13 protein-coding genes and 1 tRNA gene are annotated in these 16,619 nt (G+C 49.8%); 8 read left to right on the top strand and 6 right to left on the bottom strand.

Features of this window, described 5'->3' with window-relative positions:
• Nucleotides 1–187: 187 nt before the first annotated feature.
• Entirely contained in the window at nt 188–1,303 is a 1,116-nt protein-coding gene (locus H6F76_RS12260; RefSeq protein WP_190508983.1) for an LptF/LptG family permease, read from the top strand.
• A 107-nt stretch (nt 1,304–1,410) separates the two neighbouring features.
• Here the strand turns inward: H6F76_RS12260 and H6F76_RS12255 are convergent, their stop codons facing one another.
• Nucleotides 1,411–2,835, bottom strand: coding sequence for an NADP-dependent isocitrate dehydrogenase (locus H6F76_RS12255; RefSeq protein ID WP_190508513.1), 1,425 nt, complete (start codon nt 2,833–2,835; stop codon nt 1,411–1,413).
• Nucleotides 2,836–3,675: 840 nt separating this feature from the next.
• Between H6F76_RS12255 and H6F76_RS12250 the strand changes: the two genes are divergently transcribed.
• The 3 genes from H6F76_RS12250 to H6F76_RS12240 all read left to right on the top strand — a co-directional run bounded on the left by H6F76_RS12250 (nt 3,676) and on the right by H6F76_RS12240 (nt 5,915).
• A complete protein-coding gene (locus H6F76_RS12250; protein WP_190455147.1) occupies nt 3,676–4,356 on the top strand; it encodes a response regulator transcription factor in 681 nt (226 codons plus the stop codon).
• A gap of 54 nt (nt 4,357–4,410) precedes the next feature.
• On the top strand, nt 4,411–4,908 hold the full coding sequence (gene rfaE2 / locus H6F76_RS12245) for a D-glycero-beta-D-manno-heptose 1-phosphate adenylyltransferase (RefSeq protein ID WP_190508511.1): 498 nt from the start codon (nt 4,411–4,413) through the stop codon (nt 4,906–4,908).
• Between the two features lie 236 nt (nt 4,909–5,144).
• Nucleotides 5,145–5,915, top strand: a complete 771-nt coding sequence (locus H6F76_RS12240; protein WP_190508980.1) for a GUN4 domain-containing protein — start codon at nt 5,145–5,147, stop codon at nt 5,913–5,915.
• A 44-nt stretch (nt 5,916–5,959) separates the two neighbouring features.
• On the opposite strand, the gene H6F76_RS12235 is transcribed toward H6F76_RS12240, so the two are convergent.
• The 4 genes from H6F76_RS12235 to H6F76_RS12220 all read right to left on the bottom strand — a co-directional run bounded on the left by H6F76_RS12235 (nt 5,960) and on the right by H6F76_RS12220 (nt 9,168).
• A tRNA-Gly gene (locus H6F76_RS12235) sits at nt 5,960–6,031 on the bottom strand.
• 157 nt (nt 6,032–6,188) lie between these two features.
• The gene (locus tag H6F76_RS12230) at nt 6,189–6,935 is read right to left on the bottom strand and encodes a superoxide dismutase (protein ID WP_190508509.1); all 747 of its coding nucleotides are present in this window, start codon (nt 6,933–6,935) and stop codon (nt 6,189–6,191) included.
• A 77-nt stretch (nt 6,936–7,012) separates the two neighbouring features.
• Nucleotides 7,013–8,650 (bottom strand): ATP-dependent DNA helicase RecQ, encoded by a 1,638-nt coding sequence (locus tag H6F76_RS12225; RefSeq protein ID WP_190508507.1) that lies wholly within the window; start codon nt 8,648–8,650, stop codon nt 7,013–7,015.
• A gap of 50 nt (nt 8,651–8,700) precedes the next feature.
• The gene (locus tag H6F76_RS12220; RefSeq protein WP_242036623.1) at nt 8,701–9,168 is read right to left on the bottom strand and encodes a DUF6335 family protein; all 468 of its coding nucleotides are present in this window, start codon (nt 9,166–9,168) and stop codon (nt 8,701–8,703) included.
• A 339-nt stretch (nt 9,169–9,507) separates the two neighbouring features.
• On the opposite strand from H6F76_RS12220, the gene H6F76_RS12215 reads away from it, so the two are divergent.
• Entirely contained in the window at nt 9,508–10,842 is a 1,335-nt protein-coding gene (locus H6F76_RS12215; RefSeq protein ID WP_190508505.1) for a hypothetical protein, read from the top strand.
• A 64-nt stretch (nt 10,843–10,906) separates the two neighbouring features.
• Here the strand turns inward: H6F76_RS12215 and H6F76_RS12210 are convergent, their stop codons facing one another.
• A complete protein-coding gene (locus H6F76_RS12210) occupies nt 10,907–12,661 on the bottom strand; it encodes a hypothetical protein (RefSeq protein WP_190508503.1) in 1,755 nt (584 codons plus the stop codon).
• Between the two features lie 525 nt (nt 12,662–13,186).
• Between H6F76_RS12210 and H6F76_RS12205 the strand changes: the two genes are divergently transcribed.
• From H6F76_RS12205 to codA, 3 genes are all read left to right on the top strand, one after another.
• The gene (locus H6F76_RS12205; RefSeq protein ID WP_190508501.1) at nt 13,187–14,305 is read left to right on the top strand and encodes an esterase-like activity of phytase family protein; all 1,119 of its coding nucleotides are present in this window, start codon (nt 13,187–13,189) and stop codon (nt 14,303–14,305) included.
• A gap of 186 nt (nt 14,306–14,491) precedes the next feature.
• Nucleotides 14,492–15,082, top strand: coding sequence for a chromophore lyase CpcT/CpeT (locus H6F76_RS12200; protein WP_190508499.1), 591 nt, complete (start codon nt 14,492–14,494; stop codon nt 15,080–15,082).
• Nucleotides 15,083–15,107: 25 nt separating this feature from the next.
• Nucleotides 15,108–16,361, top strand: coding sequence for a cytosine deaminase (gene codA / locus H6F76_RS12195; protein WP_190508497.1), 1,254 nt, complete (start codon nt 15,108–15,110; stop codon nt 16,359–16,361).
• Nucleotides 16,362–16,619: the final 258 nt, after the last annotated feature.

Here is a 16,619-nt window from a genome sequence, read left to right as displayed (position 1 = left end):
GTTTTAAGTGAGAGGCGTTTCTACTTGCTTTTTTCATACCCTTACTCTTTCACCCTTCCACCTCAACTTCTAACGCCCAACGCCCAGCGCCCAACGCCCCATTCCCTAATCACCTATGGCTTCTCTATCCACTACAAAACTGCCGCCCATAAAACCATTTGGTCGGATCCCGTCGCTCTTCTCGGTGATGGATCGCTACATTGCTAGCGAACTCATCATGCCGTTTTTGTTTGGGGTTGGCGCGTTTTCCTCGATCGGAGTTGCGATCGGCGTGTTGTTTGATCTAGTACGGCGGGTGACAGAAGCAGGATTGCCTGTGTCTATTGCAGTGCAGGTATTTTTGCTCAAGCTGCCTTACTTTATTGGTCTATCGTTTCCTATGTCGATGCTGCTGTCATGCTTGACGGTATATGGTCGGCTTTCGAGCGATAGTGAGCTAGTGGCGCTCCGAAGTTGTGGAGTCAGCATCTATCGTCTGATTGCACCTGCGATCATCATGGGCTTAATTGTCACGGGCATTACGTTCGCGTTTAATGAAGCGATCGTCCCAGCAGCGAACCGACAAGCATCCGAAACGCTCGATACAGCGTTGAATAGAAAAGAGCCATCGTTTCAGGAGCAAAATATTTTCTATCAGGAGTATCGAGACGTTAGCCTACCGGATGGTGGTCGCGGAAGCGAGCTGTCTCGCATTTTTTACGCCAAGCAATTTGATGGTCAGCGCATGAAGGGGCTAACTATTCTGGACTTCTCGCAAGATGGACTGAATCAAATCGTTGCTTCCGAATCTGCCCTCTGGAACACTGACCAGAAAACTTGGGATTTCTTCAATGGCACTATCTATGTCGTTGCGCCGGATGGCTCTTACCGTAATATCATTCGTTTCGTCCAACAGCAGATTCAACTGCCACGGACACCGCTTGACATTGCTCAGACCTCGCTCGACCCTGGCGAGATGAATATTGCTCAAATCCGGCAATACTTGAGCCTGATGAACCAGACAGGTAACCAGAAGGAAATTCGCAAATTGACGCTGCGGATTGATCAAAAAATGGCGTTTCCGTTCGCCTGCCTAGTCTTTGGTTTGGTCGGTGCAACGTTAGGCACCCAGCCCCGTCGAGGCGTTGGTCGTGGCACTAGCTTCGGTATTAGCCTGGTGTTGATTGTGTCCTACTACCTCTTCATCAGCATTTGCGAAGCCCTCTACCAATTTGATATTCTCTCCTCCTTTTTGGCTGGCTGGCTACCAACGCTCATTGGATTAGTCTTTGGCGGTATTTTGTTGGTTCGTATTAGCCGATAAAGAAACTATGGCAGAGCAAGAAGTGCAAGAGAGCAGGGGGTGCAGGGGCACAAAACTCAGAATGCTTCCTTCACCTCCCCTTGCCCCCTCTGCCTCCTCCACTTCCTCTAAAAGTGCTGAATAATTGCTTTAGCAAATTCTGAACACTTTAGCGGTGGCTCAACAGGCGGTTCCATCATGCGGGCAAGGTCATAGGTAACTTCGCGGTTGGCGATCGCAGCACTAAGACCTTTAGTAATCAGATCTGCCGCTTCTTGCCAGCCCATATATTCGAGCATCATGACCCCAGATAGAAGCAGGGAACCGGGATTAACGCGATCGAGCCCAGCGTGTTTAGGAGCAGTGCCGTGGGTGGCTTCAAAGATGGCGCACTCGTCGCCGATGTTGGCTCCGGGTCCCATACCGAGCCCGCCGACGATCGCCGCTGCCGCATCAGATAAATAATCGCCATTCAGGTTCATGGTTGCCAGGATGGAGTATTCATCGGGTCGCGTCTGAATTTGCTGAAAGATGCTGTCGGCAATGCGATCGTTCACCATTATTTTTTCTTTCCACCGCCCGTTACCGTGCGTCTCCCAGATTGCTTCCAGAACTTCTTTCACCTCGGCACAGATTTTTTCCTTCTTATCAGCCGTCAGCGCGTTGTAACCTGGATCGATTTGACGCGCGTTTTCTTCAAGCGTGATGTCTGGTTGGCGCTCCTTGTTACCTAAAATCCAGGATTCGCGCTCAGTTACACATTCAGCACGAAACTCAGAGGTCACCAATTCGTAACCCCAGTCGCGAAAGGCACCTTCGGTGTACTTCATAATGTTGCCCTTGTGGACAAGCGTGACCATTTGCTTTGCCTTGGGCAGACGCAAAGCGTGTTTCATGGCGCGGCGCACTAACCGCTGAGAGCCTTTTTTGCTGATGGGCTTAATGCCAATGCCTGCGTCCAAAGGGATTTGTTTCTTGCCGTGTTCGGGGGTGCCGGGAATCAGATCTTCATTAAGGAGCTTGATCAGGCGATCAGCGGTTTCGCTCCCTTGCTTCCATTCGATGCCCAGGTAGATATCTTCAGTATTTTCACGGTAAATAATGACATCCAGCTTTTCGGGCGTGCGATGAGGTGACGGTGTACCCGCATAGTATTTGCAGGGACGTACACAGGCATACAGGTCAAAAATCTGGCGAAGCGCCACGTTGAGCGATCGAATGCCGCCACCGATCGGTGTGGTCAACGGTCCTTTAATCGCGACTCCATACTCTTTGATTGCTGCCAGCGAATCGTCTGGTAGGTACTGATATGTGCCGTAGGTATCACAAGCTTCATCACCCACAAAAATTTTGAACCAGCTAATCTGGCGCTTACCGCCATACGCTTTTTCTACGGCTGCATCAAAAACAAGCTGAGAAGCGGGCCAGAGGTCAATACCCGTGCCATCCCCACGAATGTAGGGAATGATGGGATTATCAGGAACAATTGGTTCACCGTTTTGAAACGTAATTTTGGCACCCGTGGTAGGGGGTGCAATCTTTTCATAGGTCATTTACAGTTACTCCTGTATTTATGTAGCGGCGCACCAGCGCAAACAAGCAGCGGCTGAATGGCATTAACCAGACAACGTGCATTAACAGCATCGTTTAGCTGCACTGCTGTGGTTAGAATAGCCCAACGGCTAGGCAGGTTTGTAGTCCATCTGACTGCGCTGGAGCGATCGTCTACCATACGTAAAATGACTGCACCGAATTTGACCTAAGGACTTGTTGAGCAGCGTATAACTAACACACCCCCTGTCGTTATCTTTGTGAGGAGAGACAGCAATAGCTAAGAGAACTGCACAAAGCGGTTTGTAAGTTTAGGTACTTAAAAAATAAGCATCAAGTTTGTTTAGGGTAATCACAGTCTAGCTACTTACGATCAATCACTAAAACCAAGTGGTGGTCGATTCTGCCTGATGGGTTAAATCTTGTGTTCTAAATTAAACGCTCTAAAAAAAATTATTTTTATGAGTTCTAAATCTTATATTTGCTTTGTTCAAACTCTTTGGGAACTCTAAGATAGGAACAAGGTAATGGCTGAACTTTATCAGCAATTCAGCCTGCTTAACCTAAAGACGTCGTTTGATGATAGCAATGGTGAAACGCCGCCCACACAAATGGGCAAACGACTCAGCAGCCTAGGGTAGTTAGCTAACTCTAAAAGAACTACGTCTCACAGAGCCTCTCAATCAGCTTGCTCTAAAATGATTGCTGCTTCTACCTGAAACGGTCTTTTGGCAAGTTTTCAAGGCATCTCATACCGTGCTTAAGCCAATACTGGACAATGTGCGTGGAGAAAGCTCAAGCGGTTTTGTGTTTGTACCCCGTACTGCTGTGTAGGAATCTAGATGAAAAAAATTTTAGTGGTGGACGATGATGCAACGCTGCGAATGGCGTTGACGCGGTATCTAGAAAAACGGGGCTACCAGACGCAAGATGTCGCGTCTGGCGTTGACGCGCTCCTGGTCTTTGAGCAAGATCCGCCAGATCTGGTGGTCTCAGATGTCATGATGCCTGAGATGGATGGGTTTGAATTTTGCCGTCGCTTGCGATCGACCCGTTCTGGACAGCTCGTACCCTTCATTTTTCTCTCTAGCAAAGGAGAAGTAGAAGATCGGGTACAGGGGCATTCGATCGGTGCAGATGATTACTTAATTAAACCCTTTGAACCGAGAGAGCTATTGGCAAAGATCGAATCGCAGTTGGAGCGATCGCGTCGTATCCACAGCGAAATTGTGCTGCTCATGCAGCGCGAAGCTAGTAATTCTAATCAAAATGGACAGGGGACATCAGCGCCTCAGCCCTTGCCGTTGACTCCTGCTGAAGAAAAGGTGTTTTGGGAGGTGATTCAAGGGTTTACTAATAAACAGATCGGCGATCATCTCTTTGTTAGCCCTCGCACGGTGCAAACTCACCTCAGCAATATTCTTAGCAAGTTGCAGCTAGAAAATCGCTCTCAGCTTGTTCGTTTTGCCTTTGAGCAGGGCTACAAGTTGCCAACTGAGAGCTTATTGCGAGACGACAGCTAGCGGTAAACTTTAAAAAGGCTAAAACATCTCTGCCATCTTTGTTTATCTTCCCCTATGGTTTCTGGTCTTTATACGTTAGATGAACTAAGACAGACGATCGCGGCTGACCCGCAGCGGTGGCGACCGTTGGTTTTTACAAATGGTTGCTTTGACTTAATCCATGCTGGTCATGTGCGCTACTTACAGGTAGCAAGAAGTTTAGGAAAAGCGCTTGTAGTTGGGTTAAACAGCGATCGTTCAGTACAGGCAATCAAACCACAGGCTGTAGGACTGCCCCCACGACCGATTGTGCCAGAGCAGCAGCGGGCGGAAGTGCTAGCAGCGCTGAGAGCAGTGGATGGTGTGGTGATCTTTGCTGAAACAACAGCTAGCCAGCTTCTTGACTCACTTCAGCCAGATATCTATGTCAAGGGTGGCGATTACAAGCTAGAAACGTTGCCAGAAGCCGCAATTGTGCAGGCATACGGCGGTCATATAGAGTTAGTGCAAATTGAAGTGCCCAGTTCTACATCGGCGATCGTCAAGCGTATTCTGGCTACCAACGTTACCTAACTGCAACAGTTTTGCGACCAAGCGCTGACCGTGCGTGTCGTGTCAACCACTGATCCGTTTGCTGACTGCTTCACGCGACTTGGAAAACGGTCTTTAGACCTGCTAACGTTATACTGGTGTTTTCGTGTTGCACAAACATTTGAGTGCTGTAAAAGTCTCTCAAATGTTTTGGTAATCTCTTAGCAGTACGCGACTTGATGGATAGGATGGCTAATTCGACTGGCAACTTGATCGCTATGTCCGTGACCGATAATGCAGACTCTGCAAACGCCCTTTACCTGCAACTGAAAGCTGCCTCCGTTAAAAATCAAGTGCAAATCGTTCGCGATTTGGGTGCAGTCGGTGAGCCTGGTTTAGATGCCTTGATGCGCTTTCTTGCAGAATATCAGCAGACAACGGTTGCTGCACTGGCTGCGACAAGCGACGTGACTAGCAAAGCCTCAGAAAATAAAGCCTCAGAAAATACCGTTTTACCCCTTGTGGGAACGATTTATCAGGTACTCTTTAGCTCTGGTTCAGCAGCAGCAACAGTCTTTCTACAAACCCATTTTCCTCAAGGCGTGGTTCCCCTACGGTCTGCCGCAGAAGTCGACTACGCGCCACTGCAACAACTTCTGGCTGAACAAAACTTTCAAGCGGCTGATCAGCTTACCTTACAAAAAATGTGCGAAGTGGTGGGTGCTGCGGCTGTACAACGAAAATGGCTGTACTTTACAGAAATTGAGCGGTTGCCGATCGCCGATCTACAAACCTTAAATGCGCTTTGGCTTGCCCACTCTGAGGGTCGTTTTGGTTTCTCTGTCCAGCGTGAGCTTTGGCTGAGCGTCGGCAAAGACTGGGATCAGCTTTGGTCAAAAATTGGCTGGCGATCGGGTAATCTCTGGACACGCTACCCACAAGGCTTTACATGGGCGTTGTCTGCACCAAAAGGGCATTTGCCACTATCAAATCAACTGCGCGGAGTGCGCGGAATTGCCTCTCTGCTAGCACATCCCGCCTGGTCTTAAAAAACGGTTGTAGAGCTTCGACGGTGCTTTCTAAACATTGAATAAGCGGGTAATCGGACTCGAACCGACGACATTCACCTTGGGAAGGTGACGTTCTACCACTGAACTATACCCGCAAAACAAGGGGCTAGAGGCTGACCATAATCGCCTTTCCCTCAACCAATGAGAGGGTAACCTCACCCATGCGCCTCATCTGTATCAGCTATTATAGGCGCGATTAGCAGCATTACGAAAGAAATTGCGATTACCAGGGTTTCGCCCGCTCTTTCGTCCTTAACGGCTGCTTACTTTAGCCAGTTTAAAGCGATCGCTCACAGCATTCCAATTAACGACATTCCACCAGGCTTGCAGGTAGTCAGCACGGCGATTTTGGTACGCAAGGTAATAGGCGTGTTCCCAAACGTCATTACCCATGATGGGATACAGTCCTTCTATCAGCGGATTGTCTTGATTAGGAGTACTAGTAACTTGGAGTTTGCCGTCTTTTGTCTGTACTAGCCATGCCCAACCGCTGCCAAAGCGTTTTGTGCCAGCTTCGTTGAACTGCTTTTTGAACTCAGCAAAGCTGCCAAAGCCTTTTTGAATAGCGGCAGCAAGCGCTCCAGTTGGCTCACCACCTGCTTTCGGTCCCATAATTTCCCAATACATGGTGTGGTTAAGATGCCCACCGCCATTGTTACGAACGGTTGTGCGAATGTCTTCAGGCACATCGTTGAGGTTGCGAATGAGCTCCTCAATAGTTTTGCCCTTTAATTCGGGGTGCTTCTCAATAGCATCATTAAGGCTTTTAACGTAAGCAGCATGGTGCTTGTCGTGATGGAACTGCATCGTGCGTTCATCGATATAAGGTTCTAAAGCGTTGTAGGCATAGGGTAGAGGCGGCAAGGTAAAAGCACCTGATGCGGCTGGTTTGGCAGCAGGATCAGCAGCCCAAGCAAAACGAGGTGCGTAGATACTGGCAGCGATCGCGCCTGAGCCTGCACCCAACAAGCCCAAAAAATGACGGCGGTTCAATGTCATAACGTAAATCCCTATACTTTAAGCAAGATGTTGAGCCAATTGCAGTCTTAAACCATCGTGCTATGACCCTGTTGCTATCACTCCAAACGTTGTAAAAGCCTACCTAAAAGCGCCATACCAACTTCAAGGGTTCTATAACCAACTTCATCAAACAAGATAACAACTTTGTCTCCTTCGTAACGCATCACCGTACCTTCACCCCAACTTTTGTGCTTCACACGGCTGTCAAGCGGGTAGGGTTCTAATTGATCGGTCTTTTCCACCGTGATGCCAGCGTCGCAGTTGTCGCAAGCGCCGCAGGGAGTGTCGATTTTTTCGCCAAAGTAGTTGAGTAAGTATTCTCGCCGACAGCCGTGAACTTCCGCATACCCACGCATCATTTCCAGACGCGATCGCTCAAACTGTTGGTGCTGTTTATCTGCTTGAGCAGCTTCTTCTAACGCCTCACTTAAATCAGTCGGTTCTGCACAGGCAACGACTTCACCTGTTGGCAGCAGTTCCACTACCCCTGTCGCTTCTAAATGATTGAGGGCAGTCATCACCTTCGTTTGAGAAAGATGCGCTTCCTGCTGTACATCCTTGAGCAGCATGGGTGCGTCGGCTTTGTGAATGGTAACTGCCACCTGTGCCAGTTGATCCAGATCAAGATGACTGCCCGTAAAGAAGCGACGTAGGCTCAAATCTTTAGGGTTGTAGAATAACTTGGCGCTGGCTGGGTTGCCATCCCGTCCGGCTCTACCAATTTCCTGATAGTAAGAGTCGATCGAATCACTGATATCGTAATGAAAGACAAAGCGCACGTTTGGTTTATCAATACCCATGCCAAAGGCAGTGGTTGCCACAATCACTTCAACGTCATCTGCCATAAAAGCGGTTTGAGCCTCATCACGCTCACGACGCTTTAAACCCGCATGGTAAGCAACGGCAGTAATGCCACGATCGCTCAAAGCGGTTGCCAGTAACTCGGCTCGTTTACGCGTCGCTGCATAAATAATGCCTGGTTTTGCTGCCTTTAATACCCCTTGTACCAGAGCCGCTTGTTTTTCCTCGTCATCCTCAAAGCGCTCTACTCCTAACCAAAGATTGGGGCGATCGAAGCCCTGCACAATGACCTGAGCGTTTCTCATGCCCAACTGCTCCAGAATGCCTTGCCGTACAGGCGGCGAGGCTGTAGCGGTCAGTGCCAGCACAGTGGGATGCTCCAAGGCTTCGATCACGCTTCCCAGTCGGCGGTAATCGGGACGAAAGTCATGTCCCCATTCGGTGACGCAGTGGGCTTCATCCACGACAAAAAGTGACGGTTTTGCTGCCTGGAGTTGCGCTAGCGTTTCAGGTTTTTTCAACTGTTCAGGAGCCAAAAAAATAAACTCAAGCTCACCCGCTTTCAATTGATCGAACCTTTCCTGTCGATCGCCCTCGCTAATGGTCGAGTTAACCTGTGCCGCACCCCCTAGTTCCTGGCTCTCGATCGACTCCACCTGGTCTTTTTGCAACGCAATAAGCGGTGAAACCACCACTGTTGCACCAGCCAACTCAACCGCTGCAAGTTGGTAAATGGCAGATTTACCAGATCCCGTTGGCATGACTACCAGGGTATCTTGTCGATTTAATACAGATTGAATGGCTGCTTCCTGCCCCGGTCGCAGATCGTCATAGCCAAGATGCTCTTGAGCCGACTGCTCAATTTGCTTAGTCCGTTTGCGCTGTTTAGCCATAAATTTGGCAGCGAGGGGTAGCAACCAGTTTTCGCTGATACCCGATCGCCTTACTCCTCATCTCTTCGATCAACGTAATCTTCAGAGGAAGACGGCTCTAGCTCCCAACGACGAGCATCGCGTTGTTCTAAGATCTCGGTAGTGCGAAGAAAGGCGCGATCGTCCATCTCTAAACCCACAGCCGCGCCCAGTTCATCAACAACATCCATGTCTGGCGTACTGACAGTACCACCAATCGACTCGTCGCCAACTGCATTTGCTTGCTCGTAGTTTGCATCGATGTCGCCACCAGTTAGCGTTGCGTCAGCTTCATTGAAATTACCTTGGCGATCGCCCATTGTTCGTCCACCTGCCACATAGCCAGGTATTTCCTGCACGCCTGTACCATAGGACTGCGTAATCACTTGTGGCGCATCGCCCAGATCCTCTTCCTCAAGCTCTTCAAGTTCAGCATCCGGAATCAGGTCTAAGGCATCATTCGTTTGCAAATCCAAGTTTCGATCGTCAGCCATCGTCATGAGCATTGGCTCCTCTGCGAGTCTTTCTCTATGCAGCCTAACCAACTAGCAATGACTCAAAATCCTCAAATAGACAGAAGTAACGGTATGACGGGTAACGTCTCTACAAATGGTGCCTGATCAAGCAACACCGGACGCTTTGCAAAAACAATCTAGGGAGATCGGCTAGGGGAGAGCGATCACTGCTTTGTGTTCACTCAGACGCTTTTGGGCACACTGAAGCCAAATAGTAATCGAAGCTGGACGCTCTGTGATGTCGTTATGAAGCAGACGGAATCGATCGTCCTGCAATGAAGTTACTGGCTAACAAACCATTCAATCGGCTCTTCCATAAACGTTATGTCTCGTCTTAATCAGCGTGCCTTCGAGATTCTCAAAGCTGAAATTTTACGCTGTAGTGCTGATGATCCTGTTGGGAAGGTGCAGCGAGATATTGCCCTGCGTCGGCTAGAACGGTTTCAGGCAAAACCAGGCGCTCCGTTGACGCTGGAAGACTTGCGGGACGCGATCGTCGACTTGTTTCCCGACTTTAGCGAAAAGGTTTTGAAAGCGGCAGTTCGCGCCAACTGCCCCTCTCCGACTGCAAATCGGTTTCGGCTAGCATCGGCAGTATTGGTTGGCATCGTGGGGCTAGCCGGAGGCGTTTGGATACTCAACCTGCCCTATCCCCCCATTCGCTGGACGGTAGCGCGAGTCGCACCGCTCGTGTTGATGCCCAGTTTCATCAGCATGGATAAAAACTATCGGCAGGCGATCGCCACTACCGAGCAGGCAGACCAACTGGTAAATCGAGCTACCAGCGCCGCCGATTTAGAGCTGGGCACCACTAAAGTGCAAACGGCACAAAAAAGCTTGGATGCTTTACCTGTCTGGTTTCTAGGCTACTATCCACAGACGTACTGCGGCTTATTTCAATGCAGTTGGCGCTTTACGCTTGATGAGTTTCAAGGTGCTCGTAAAGAGGTTGCCCGGATGGATGCCAAGCTGTTTCAGGAAAAGAATGCCCAAACGCAGCTTAATCAAGCCGACCAATTGCTGGGTAGTGCTAAACAGCAGTATCAGGAAGCACCCAATACCGCTGAGCAGCAGGCAGCAATTGCCCAGTGGCAGCAGGCGATCGATCAGCTTCACCAAATTCCTGACCAGACTCTCGCGGCTCGTATGGCACGACCGAAATTGATGGCGTATGAGCGAGATTTTCAACAAGTATCAGGTTTAGCACTTGGCAGCACTCAGACAAGTAACTTAATTGAGGCAGCTAAGATCTTTGCCAAAACGGCTCAAGAGTTGGATTTAAAGGTTCCCCATGCCGAAATTGAGTGGGAGGAAAACCAAAAGCAGTGGGCAACCGCGATCGATCGCCTGAAAACAATTGACTTTAAAGACCCCGATTATCGGCAAGCTCAAACGCTGCTTGCAAATTATGAAAAGCGCTTCAGCTACGTGCAGATTCGGCTGAAAACAGAGCAAGCATCCGCACAAGCCTTTAAGGAAGCTCAACAGCTACGAAACTATTTGCTTGACTCTACAGCCAATAATGCCAAAGCACTCAACCCTGACCAAGCAAGACAACTACATAGAATCGCAGACAAGCTTAGAGAGGTAAAAGCGGGTACGACTGTGTACGTCGATGCTAGAGGTATGCTGAAAGCGGCGGAAGCACGGTTGAAGTAGCACGTAAGGCAGAGGGCAGGTAATGTTTTGCCTTCTGCCTTACTCAGCAGTCTTAACTCAGCCTTTACTTAGAAGTCGGGTTCGCGTCGATGTAGCGAATCAACGCCTGGTATTTGGGAGCTGTTTTCGGATCTTGTCCGAGATATTCCAACACGCCCCACACCCCATATTTGTTTGGCGGGGCAATATCGTTGTAGTGGCTAAAAAGACCACCACCTGAGGCTTTCCAATTGTTGAGATATTCGGTGTATAGGTCGCCCATGCGAGGATTGCGGTTGACATTAGTGTAAAGTTTGGTGATTTGAGGTTCGTAACCCCCAAACTGGAAACTCGTAAGCTGTTGCCCCCCTTCGTACGCTTTAAGCTGTATCCCATATTTGCGAGCCAGCTTCGCATTAGAAACCATATCATCCTTAATCTTGCCTCTAATATCTGCCTGAAGAATATCAAGGACTTGATCCTCCGACATTTGGGCAATCTGGGCACCTTTCTCTCCATTCAGCAGCGTTTCTCTTCCGTCAAAGTAAGGAGCGATCGCATAAGTATCAGCGTGCTTATAAGCATCTTTCCAGGCAAGTATTTCATTGCCAGACCAGGTATTGACTGATTGCCCTGCCAACACACGATCAATGCGGCTCGTCCCACCCATCACGGTTTCAAAAATTTTGAAAATCTCGACCGATCGCTGTGAGTAGTACTTTGTGCCAGCAAGGTATTGGTCGCGGTCTAACCCCAGCCGCACCCCTTGATCTCTCACATACCCCGCCTGTTCAAAACCGAAGTTCCAGACTTCATTCGAGTATTCAATGTGGGCTTTTAACGAAGGGTCGAGTTTGTCACGTACCAGCGTTGCAAATTGACGCACAAAGTCGTCACTCGCTCTGATGGGAATTGTGAACCAGGGATCAGCCTGTAGCGTATTGGCAAGCTGAATCATATGCTCCAGCGCCACGCCGTTTTCTACTGCCTGGGTCGCAGAAAGGGGTGTGGTGCGATCAGACCAGTTGGCGAGCTTAGACCCATTTGCCTTCTGCCAATCCATAAAGCGGATGGACTTGAACCTGGACAGGGCTTTGAGAAACTGTGGATTGAACGGTTGTGTCTGATAGGTTTTTTCGTGTCCCGGCATAATGAACCGGATATTTCGGACTGGATTAGCTGGATTCGTCTCACGCAGGTGAACAAAAAGACCTTCAGTTTCAGTCGTCACCTTAAACACTGATCGACCCGGTGCTTCGCTCACAGTGGTCAGACCTTTGTTGCTCATTGCGCGAATCTCGATCTTCCCCTGCCCGTCATACAGCAGCGTGTAGTTTCCGGTAGGATAGCGTTGATCGCCATCAAGCACACCTGTCGTCGCATACTGCCCCGGTCGCAAAGACGCAACCCAACCCTCGGCGGTAAGTGCTAAGTCGCCGCCCTGTGCCCAACTCTTACCCTCCGCATTAGAAAACCAGGGATGAGTGGTTTTAAACACGTCCACAAACGGGCGTTCTGCACTGTAGCTCGTCACGCCAGCCAGGTTGATACCCAACGGTGAACGAGCGTTCTCTTTACTGCTGGTACGGGCACTGCCTGCTCCACTCCCAGCAATCATTGTCGCAACATTCGCTGCGATCGATGGTACTGGGGCAACCGTTTGGGCAGTAACAGAAACGCTGCTGTTGGCGCTCGTACTGACGCGATCGATGCTGGCGAGGTCAGCCATCGCTTGGGGCACAAACTTGGATGGATCAGCCAACGTTGCATTGATCTGGAGGAGCGTGCCAATCAGCACGACGCTGCTAATGCCATTGTTGTAAAGACTGGTTAGTTTCACGCGGCGGCTACATTCCCCTTGAGTGTAAAAGTGCGATCAAAAATGCCGTACTCGGCACTCTGTTAAAGTGGCGGTTAGGTACATCGGCATGGGGTGCAACGATGCCCCTGAGCAGCAGGCTTAGATGGCTTTGCCTTTAACATAGACTCACCGTCCAACCTAAAAACCCGATGGCATCATGATAACCGCCTCATTAGGAACAGCCATCGGTAGTCTGCTCAACTTCTAGAAGTCTTGTTAAAAAGGCTTGGCGACTTAGGAATGGGAATTAAATAAGTTCGATCTTTGGTAGGGGCGGGTTTTGCTGCCAAAGCCATGGCAGGATGCAGTTTGGTCTGCCAAATCCGCCCATACAGTTTGCGGGTTTATTAACTTCACGATCCTTAAGCGTAATCACACGCCAAACCCACCACAATCGCAAGATCCCTCATAATTCAGGTGTATCTATTGGTAAGCGAGAGGCAGACTGTGAGTGATCGACGATTCAATCTAACATCTTGTCTGCTAGCCCTCCTGCTGGCGCTCATGCCACTTTTAACAAGTTGCGACCTGCCGCAAGTCAGTGCCGAGGATCGGCTATTTTTAAATCTGTCAGTAGATTTTTTAGGCGACTATCAGTTACCAAAACAGCCTTTTAAGGGGACTCGCGTGGGTGGGTTATCGGGCATTACGTACGATCGTCAGCGCGATCGCTTCTATGCCCTTTCAGACGATCGCAGCGACTTTGCGCCCGCTCGTTTCTACACGCTCAAGCTAGATCTGGATAGTACGAAGGCTGAAGCGCTACGTATTAAGCAAGTGGCGATTGAGTCTGTTACGACAATTTTGGGTGAGGACGGCAAACCCTACCCCCAAGGCACGATCGACCCAGAAGGCATTGCACTATCGCCACTAGAAACCGTCTTTATTTCGAGCGAAGGTGTCACAAAGGATGGCATTCCGCCGTTTGTGCGCGAATTTGACCTTAGAACAGGGCAATGGAAGCGCAGCCTCCAGGTTCCCAAACGCTACAGCCCTGAGACAACAGATGATCAGCCGCCGCAGGGCGTGCAAGACAATCTAGGGTTTGAATCCTTGACGATCGCCTCTGGCAACTATGGCAAAACGGCAGTCGAACCGTTTCGGCTGTTTGCTGTGACTGAGTCTGCCCTGACGCAAGATGTTAGCGCGGCTGACCCAACGCAAGGAGCCAAAAATCGCCTACTCCACTACCTGCTGGAGGCTCGTCGAGCACTGTTGCTTTCGGAGCATTTATACCAACTTGACCCGCCACCGGAGGGTGCCATCAGTCACGGTCTAACAGAACTATTAGCGATCGACCAGGGCGGACATTTCCTGAGCCTGGAGCGATCGTTTGGCTTGGAAGGCTTTCAGGTGAAGCTCTTTCAACTCGCACTGGGTAGCGCGACTGATATTTCGTCATTTGACACTGTGAAAAAAACCTCACGCAGCACGGTAGCCATTCCTAAAAAGCTGCTGCTGGATCTCTCTTCTTTAAACGTGCCGCTGGATAATCTTGAAGGGATGACGATCGGTCCCCGTTTGCCTGACGGTAGCCGCAGCTTGTTACTGGTGAGCGACGACAACTTCCGCCAGGAACAGGTGACGCAGTTTTTGCTGTTTCGCCTGAAGGGTTTGGGTTAAGGACGTGGGGAGGGGAATAGGGAGTCGGAGTTGGGAATAGAGAGCCAACTCATCACTTCCAGCCTTCTACTCCTCACCCTGCCGCAAAGCGCTACTCAAAACTTTCTACTCCTCACTCCTTACTCCTTACCGAAAGAACAACGACGGCTTTAAGATAGTGTCAGTATTTTGGAGAGCACACGATTAATGACTCACTCCACTGATATCGCAACCCTGGGGCGTTGGATGGCAGCAGATTTTAGCAATCAAGCGCAAGCGTTTGAAAATCCGCCCTTTTTTGCCCATATTCGCGTTTGTATGCGTCCCTTGCCGCTAGAGCTGTTGTCAGGCGTGAGTTTGCTGGTAGAGCAGGCATATGATTATGCGCTGAACGATCCCTATCGAGTGCGGGTGCTGAAGTTGATGGCAACGAACGATCGCATCGAAATCGAAAACTACCGTGTGCACGATGAAGCACAGTTTTATGGCGCGACTCGCGATGTTAAACGATTGCCAACGCTCAAAGCTGACCACCTCGAAAAGCTGCCAGGGTGCAATGTGCGAGTGCAGTGGACGGGACACAGTTTTAAGGGAGCGGTTGAACCTGGTAAAGCCTGTATGGTCGTCCGTCGTGGTGTAAATACCTACCTTGATAGTGAATTTGAGATTGATGGCGAAAAATTCATTAGCCTTGATCGCGGACGTGATCCTGAAACTGATGAACACTTGTGGGGTTCGGTTGCGGGACCGTTTGAATTTGTGCGCTGGGCGAGCTTCGCAGACGAAGTTAAGGTGTAAACGCAGACGAAATTAAGGTGTGAAGATGTACGATTTGCTCCTGCGTCAGGGTCGCTTGCTTCAGAGAGATGGGACGATCGCAACAGTGGATATTGCGGTGCGGCAGGGGACGATCGTCACGATTGAGTCTCAGATTGTAGAGTCTGCCACCCTTGACATTGACCTTCAGGGGCAGCTTGTGAGTCCACCCTTTGTCGAGTCACACATTCATCTCGACTCAGCACTAACGGTTGGCGACCCGCGCTGGAACCAAAGCGGTACGTTGTTTGAAGGCATTGAAATTTGGCGCGATCGTAAGCAAAACCTTTCACTAGAAGATGGCAAAGCCCGCGCCATTGAAACCCTGAAGCAGCAAGCCATGCTGGGCGTTCTCTTTGTCCGTAGCCATGCCGATGTCAGCGAAACCAGCCTCACCGCACTTCAGGCGCTTTTAGATGTCCGCGAAGCTGTAAAAGACTGGATGACGCTCCAAGTTGTTGCTTTTCCGCAAGACGGTATCTATGGTGGAGCGCAGAACGACAGCCTGATTGAGAAAGCAATGGAAATGGGTGCCGATGCTGTTGGTGGCATTCCTCACTATGAACTGACGCGAGAAGATGGGGTGAAATCAGTGCATCGCATTTTTGAGTTGGCTCAGAAATACGATCGCCTCATCGATATCCACTGCGACGAAATTGATGATGATCAGTCCCGCTTTCTCGAAGTGGTTGCAGCGGAGGCAATGCGTACTGGTATGGGGTCTCGCGTCACCGCCAGCCACACCACTGCCTTTGGTTCTTATAACAATGCCTACGCCTTCAAACTACTTAGCTTTCTTCGTCGCACCGAACTCAACTTCATCGCCAATCCTTTGATCAACATCACGCTGCAAGGACGCACGGACACCTATCCCAAACGTCGCGGTGTGACTCGCGTTAAAGAACTCTGGCAGCAAGGCACTAACGTCAGTTTCGGACACGACTGTATCCAAGATCCCTGGTATTCTCTCGGCACAGGCAATATGCTGGATGTCGCCTCTATGGGACTCCACGTTTGCCAGATGACAGGTACTGCCGAGATTGATGCCTGCTATGACATGGTGACGTGGAATGGTGCGAAAACGCTAAATGTGAGCGATCGCTATGGCGTTGAAGTCGGCAAACCTGCAAATCTAATTGTGCTGGATGCTCATGATCGTTACGATGCGATCCGTCGCCGCGCCACGGTGCGTTATGTCATTTCGCAGGGCAAGCTGCTGGCAAAAACAGATCCACCCAAAACTGACTGGCATGGTGCATAAAAGCATTTACCTTTAAGTTGCTCTCTGAAGCAATGACAGGCGCATTGATTGATTACAGACGCTCGTATACTGCCAACGCTGAGCTACTTCAAGTCGTTTAGTTGACATTCGTCCGATTCTGCAAAGAGTCGATTTTTTGCTGTGATAAGCGCGATCGCTTGCATTTAGCAAGCAAAATGGTACGCTTGTTTTACGTCATTAGTACATTTGCTTTAACCTGTCGGCTTTGAAAAAATGTTGCTTGATCGAGGTTAGGCA

The organism is Leptolyngbya sp. FACHB-321, assembly GCF_014695975.1.
Classification (GTDB): Bacteria; Cyanobacteriota; Cyanobacteriia; order Leptolyngbyales; family Leptolyngbyaceae; genus Stenomitos.
The sequence above is the reverse complement of the archived record's forward strand: the minus strand, read 5'-3'. Positions and strand labels throughout refer to the sequence as shown.

Coding starts and splice junctions, on each gene's coding strand:
- H6F76_RS12260 (WP_190508983.1), top strand. CDS start 188: ATGGATCGCTACATTGCTAGCGAACTCATCATGCCGTTTTTGTTTGGG.
- H6F76_RS12255 (WP_190508513.1), bottom strand. CDS start 2,835: ATGACCTATGAAAAGATTGCACCCCCTACCACGGGTGCCAAAATTACG.
- H6F76_RS12250 (WP_190455147.1), top strand. CDS start 3,676: ATGAAAAAAATTTTAGTGGTGGACGATGATGCAACGCTGCGAATGGCG.
- rfaE2 (WP_190508511.1), top strand. CDS start 4,411: ATGGTTTCTGGTCTTTATACGTTAGATGAACTAAGACAGACGATCGCG.
- H6F76_RS12240 (WP_190508980.1), top strand. CDS start 5,145: ATGTCCGTGACCGATAATGCAGACTCTGCAAACGCCCTTTACCTGCAA.
- H6F76_RS12230 (WP_190508509.1), bottom strand. CDS start 6,935: ATGACATTGAACCGCCGTCATTTTTTGGGCTTGTTGGGTGCAGGCTCA.
- H6F76_RS12225 (WP_190508507.1), bottom strand. CDS start 8,650: ATGGCTAAACAGCGCAAACGGACTAAGCAAATTGAGCAGTCGGCTCAA.
- H6F76_RS12220 (WP_242036623.1), bottom strand. CDS start 9,168: ATGACGATGGCTGACGATCGAAACTTGGATTTGCAAACGAATGATGCC.
- H6F76_RS12215 (WP_190508505.1), top strand. CDS start 9,508: ATGTCTCGTCTTAATCAGCGTGCCTTCGAGATTCTCAAAGCTGAAATT.
- H6F76_RS12205 (WP_190508501.1), top strand. CDS start 13,187: ATGCCACTTTTAACAAGTTGCGACCTGCCGCAAGTCAGTGCCGAGGAT.
- H6F76_RS12200 (WP_190508499.1), top strand. CDS start 14,492: ATGACTCACTCCACTGATATCGCAACCCTGGGGCGTTGGATGGCAGCA.
- codA (WP_190508497.1), top strand. CDS start 15,108: ATGTACGATTTGCTCCTGCGTCAGGGTCGCTTGCTTCAGAGAGATGGG.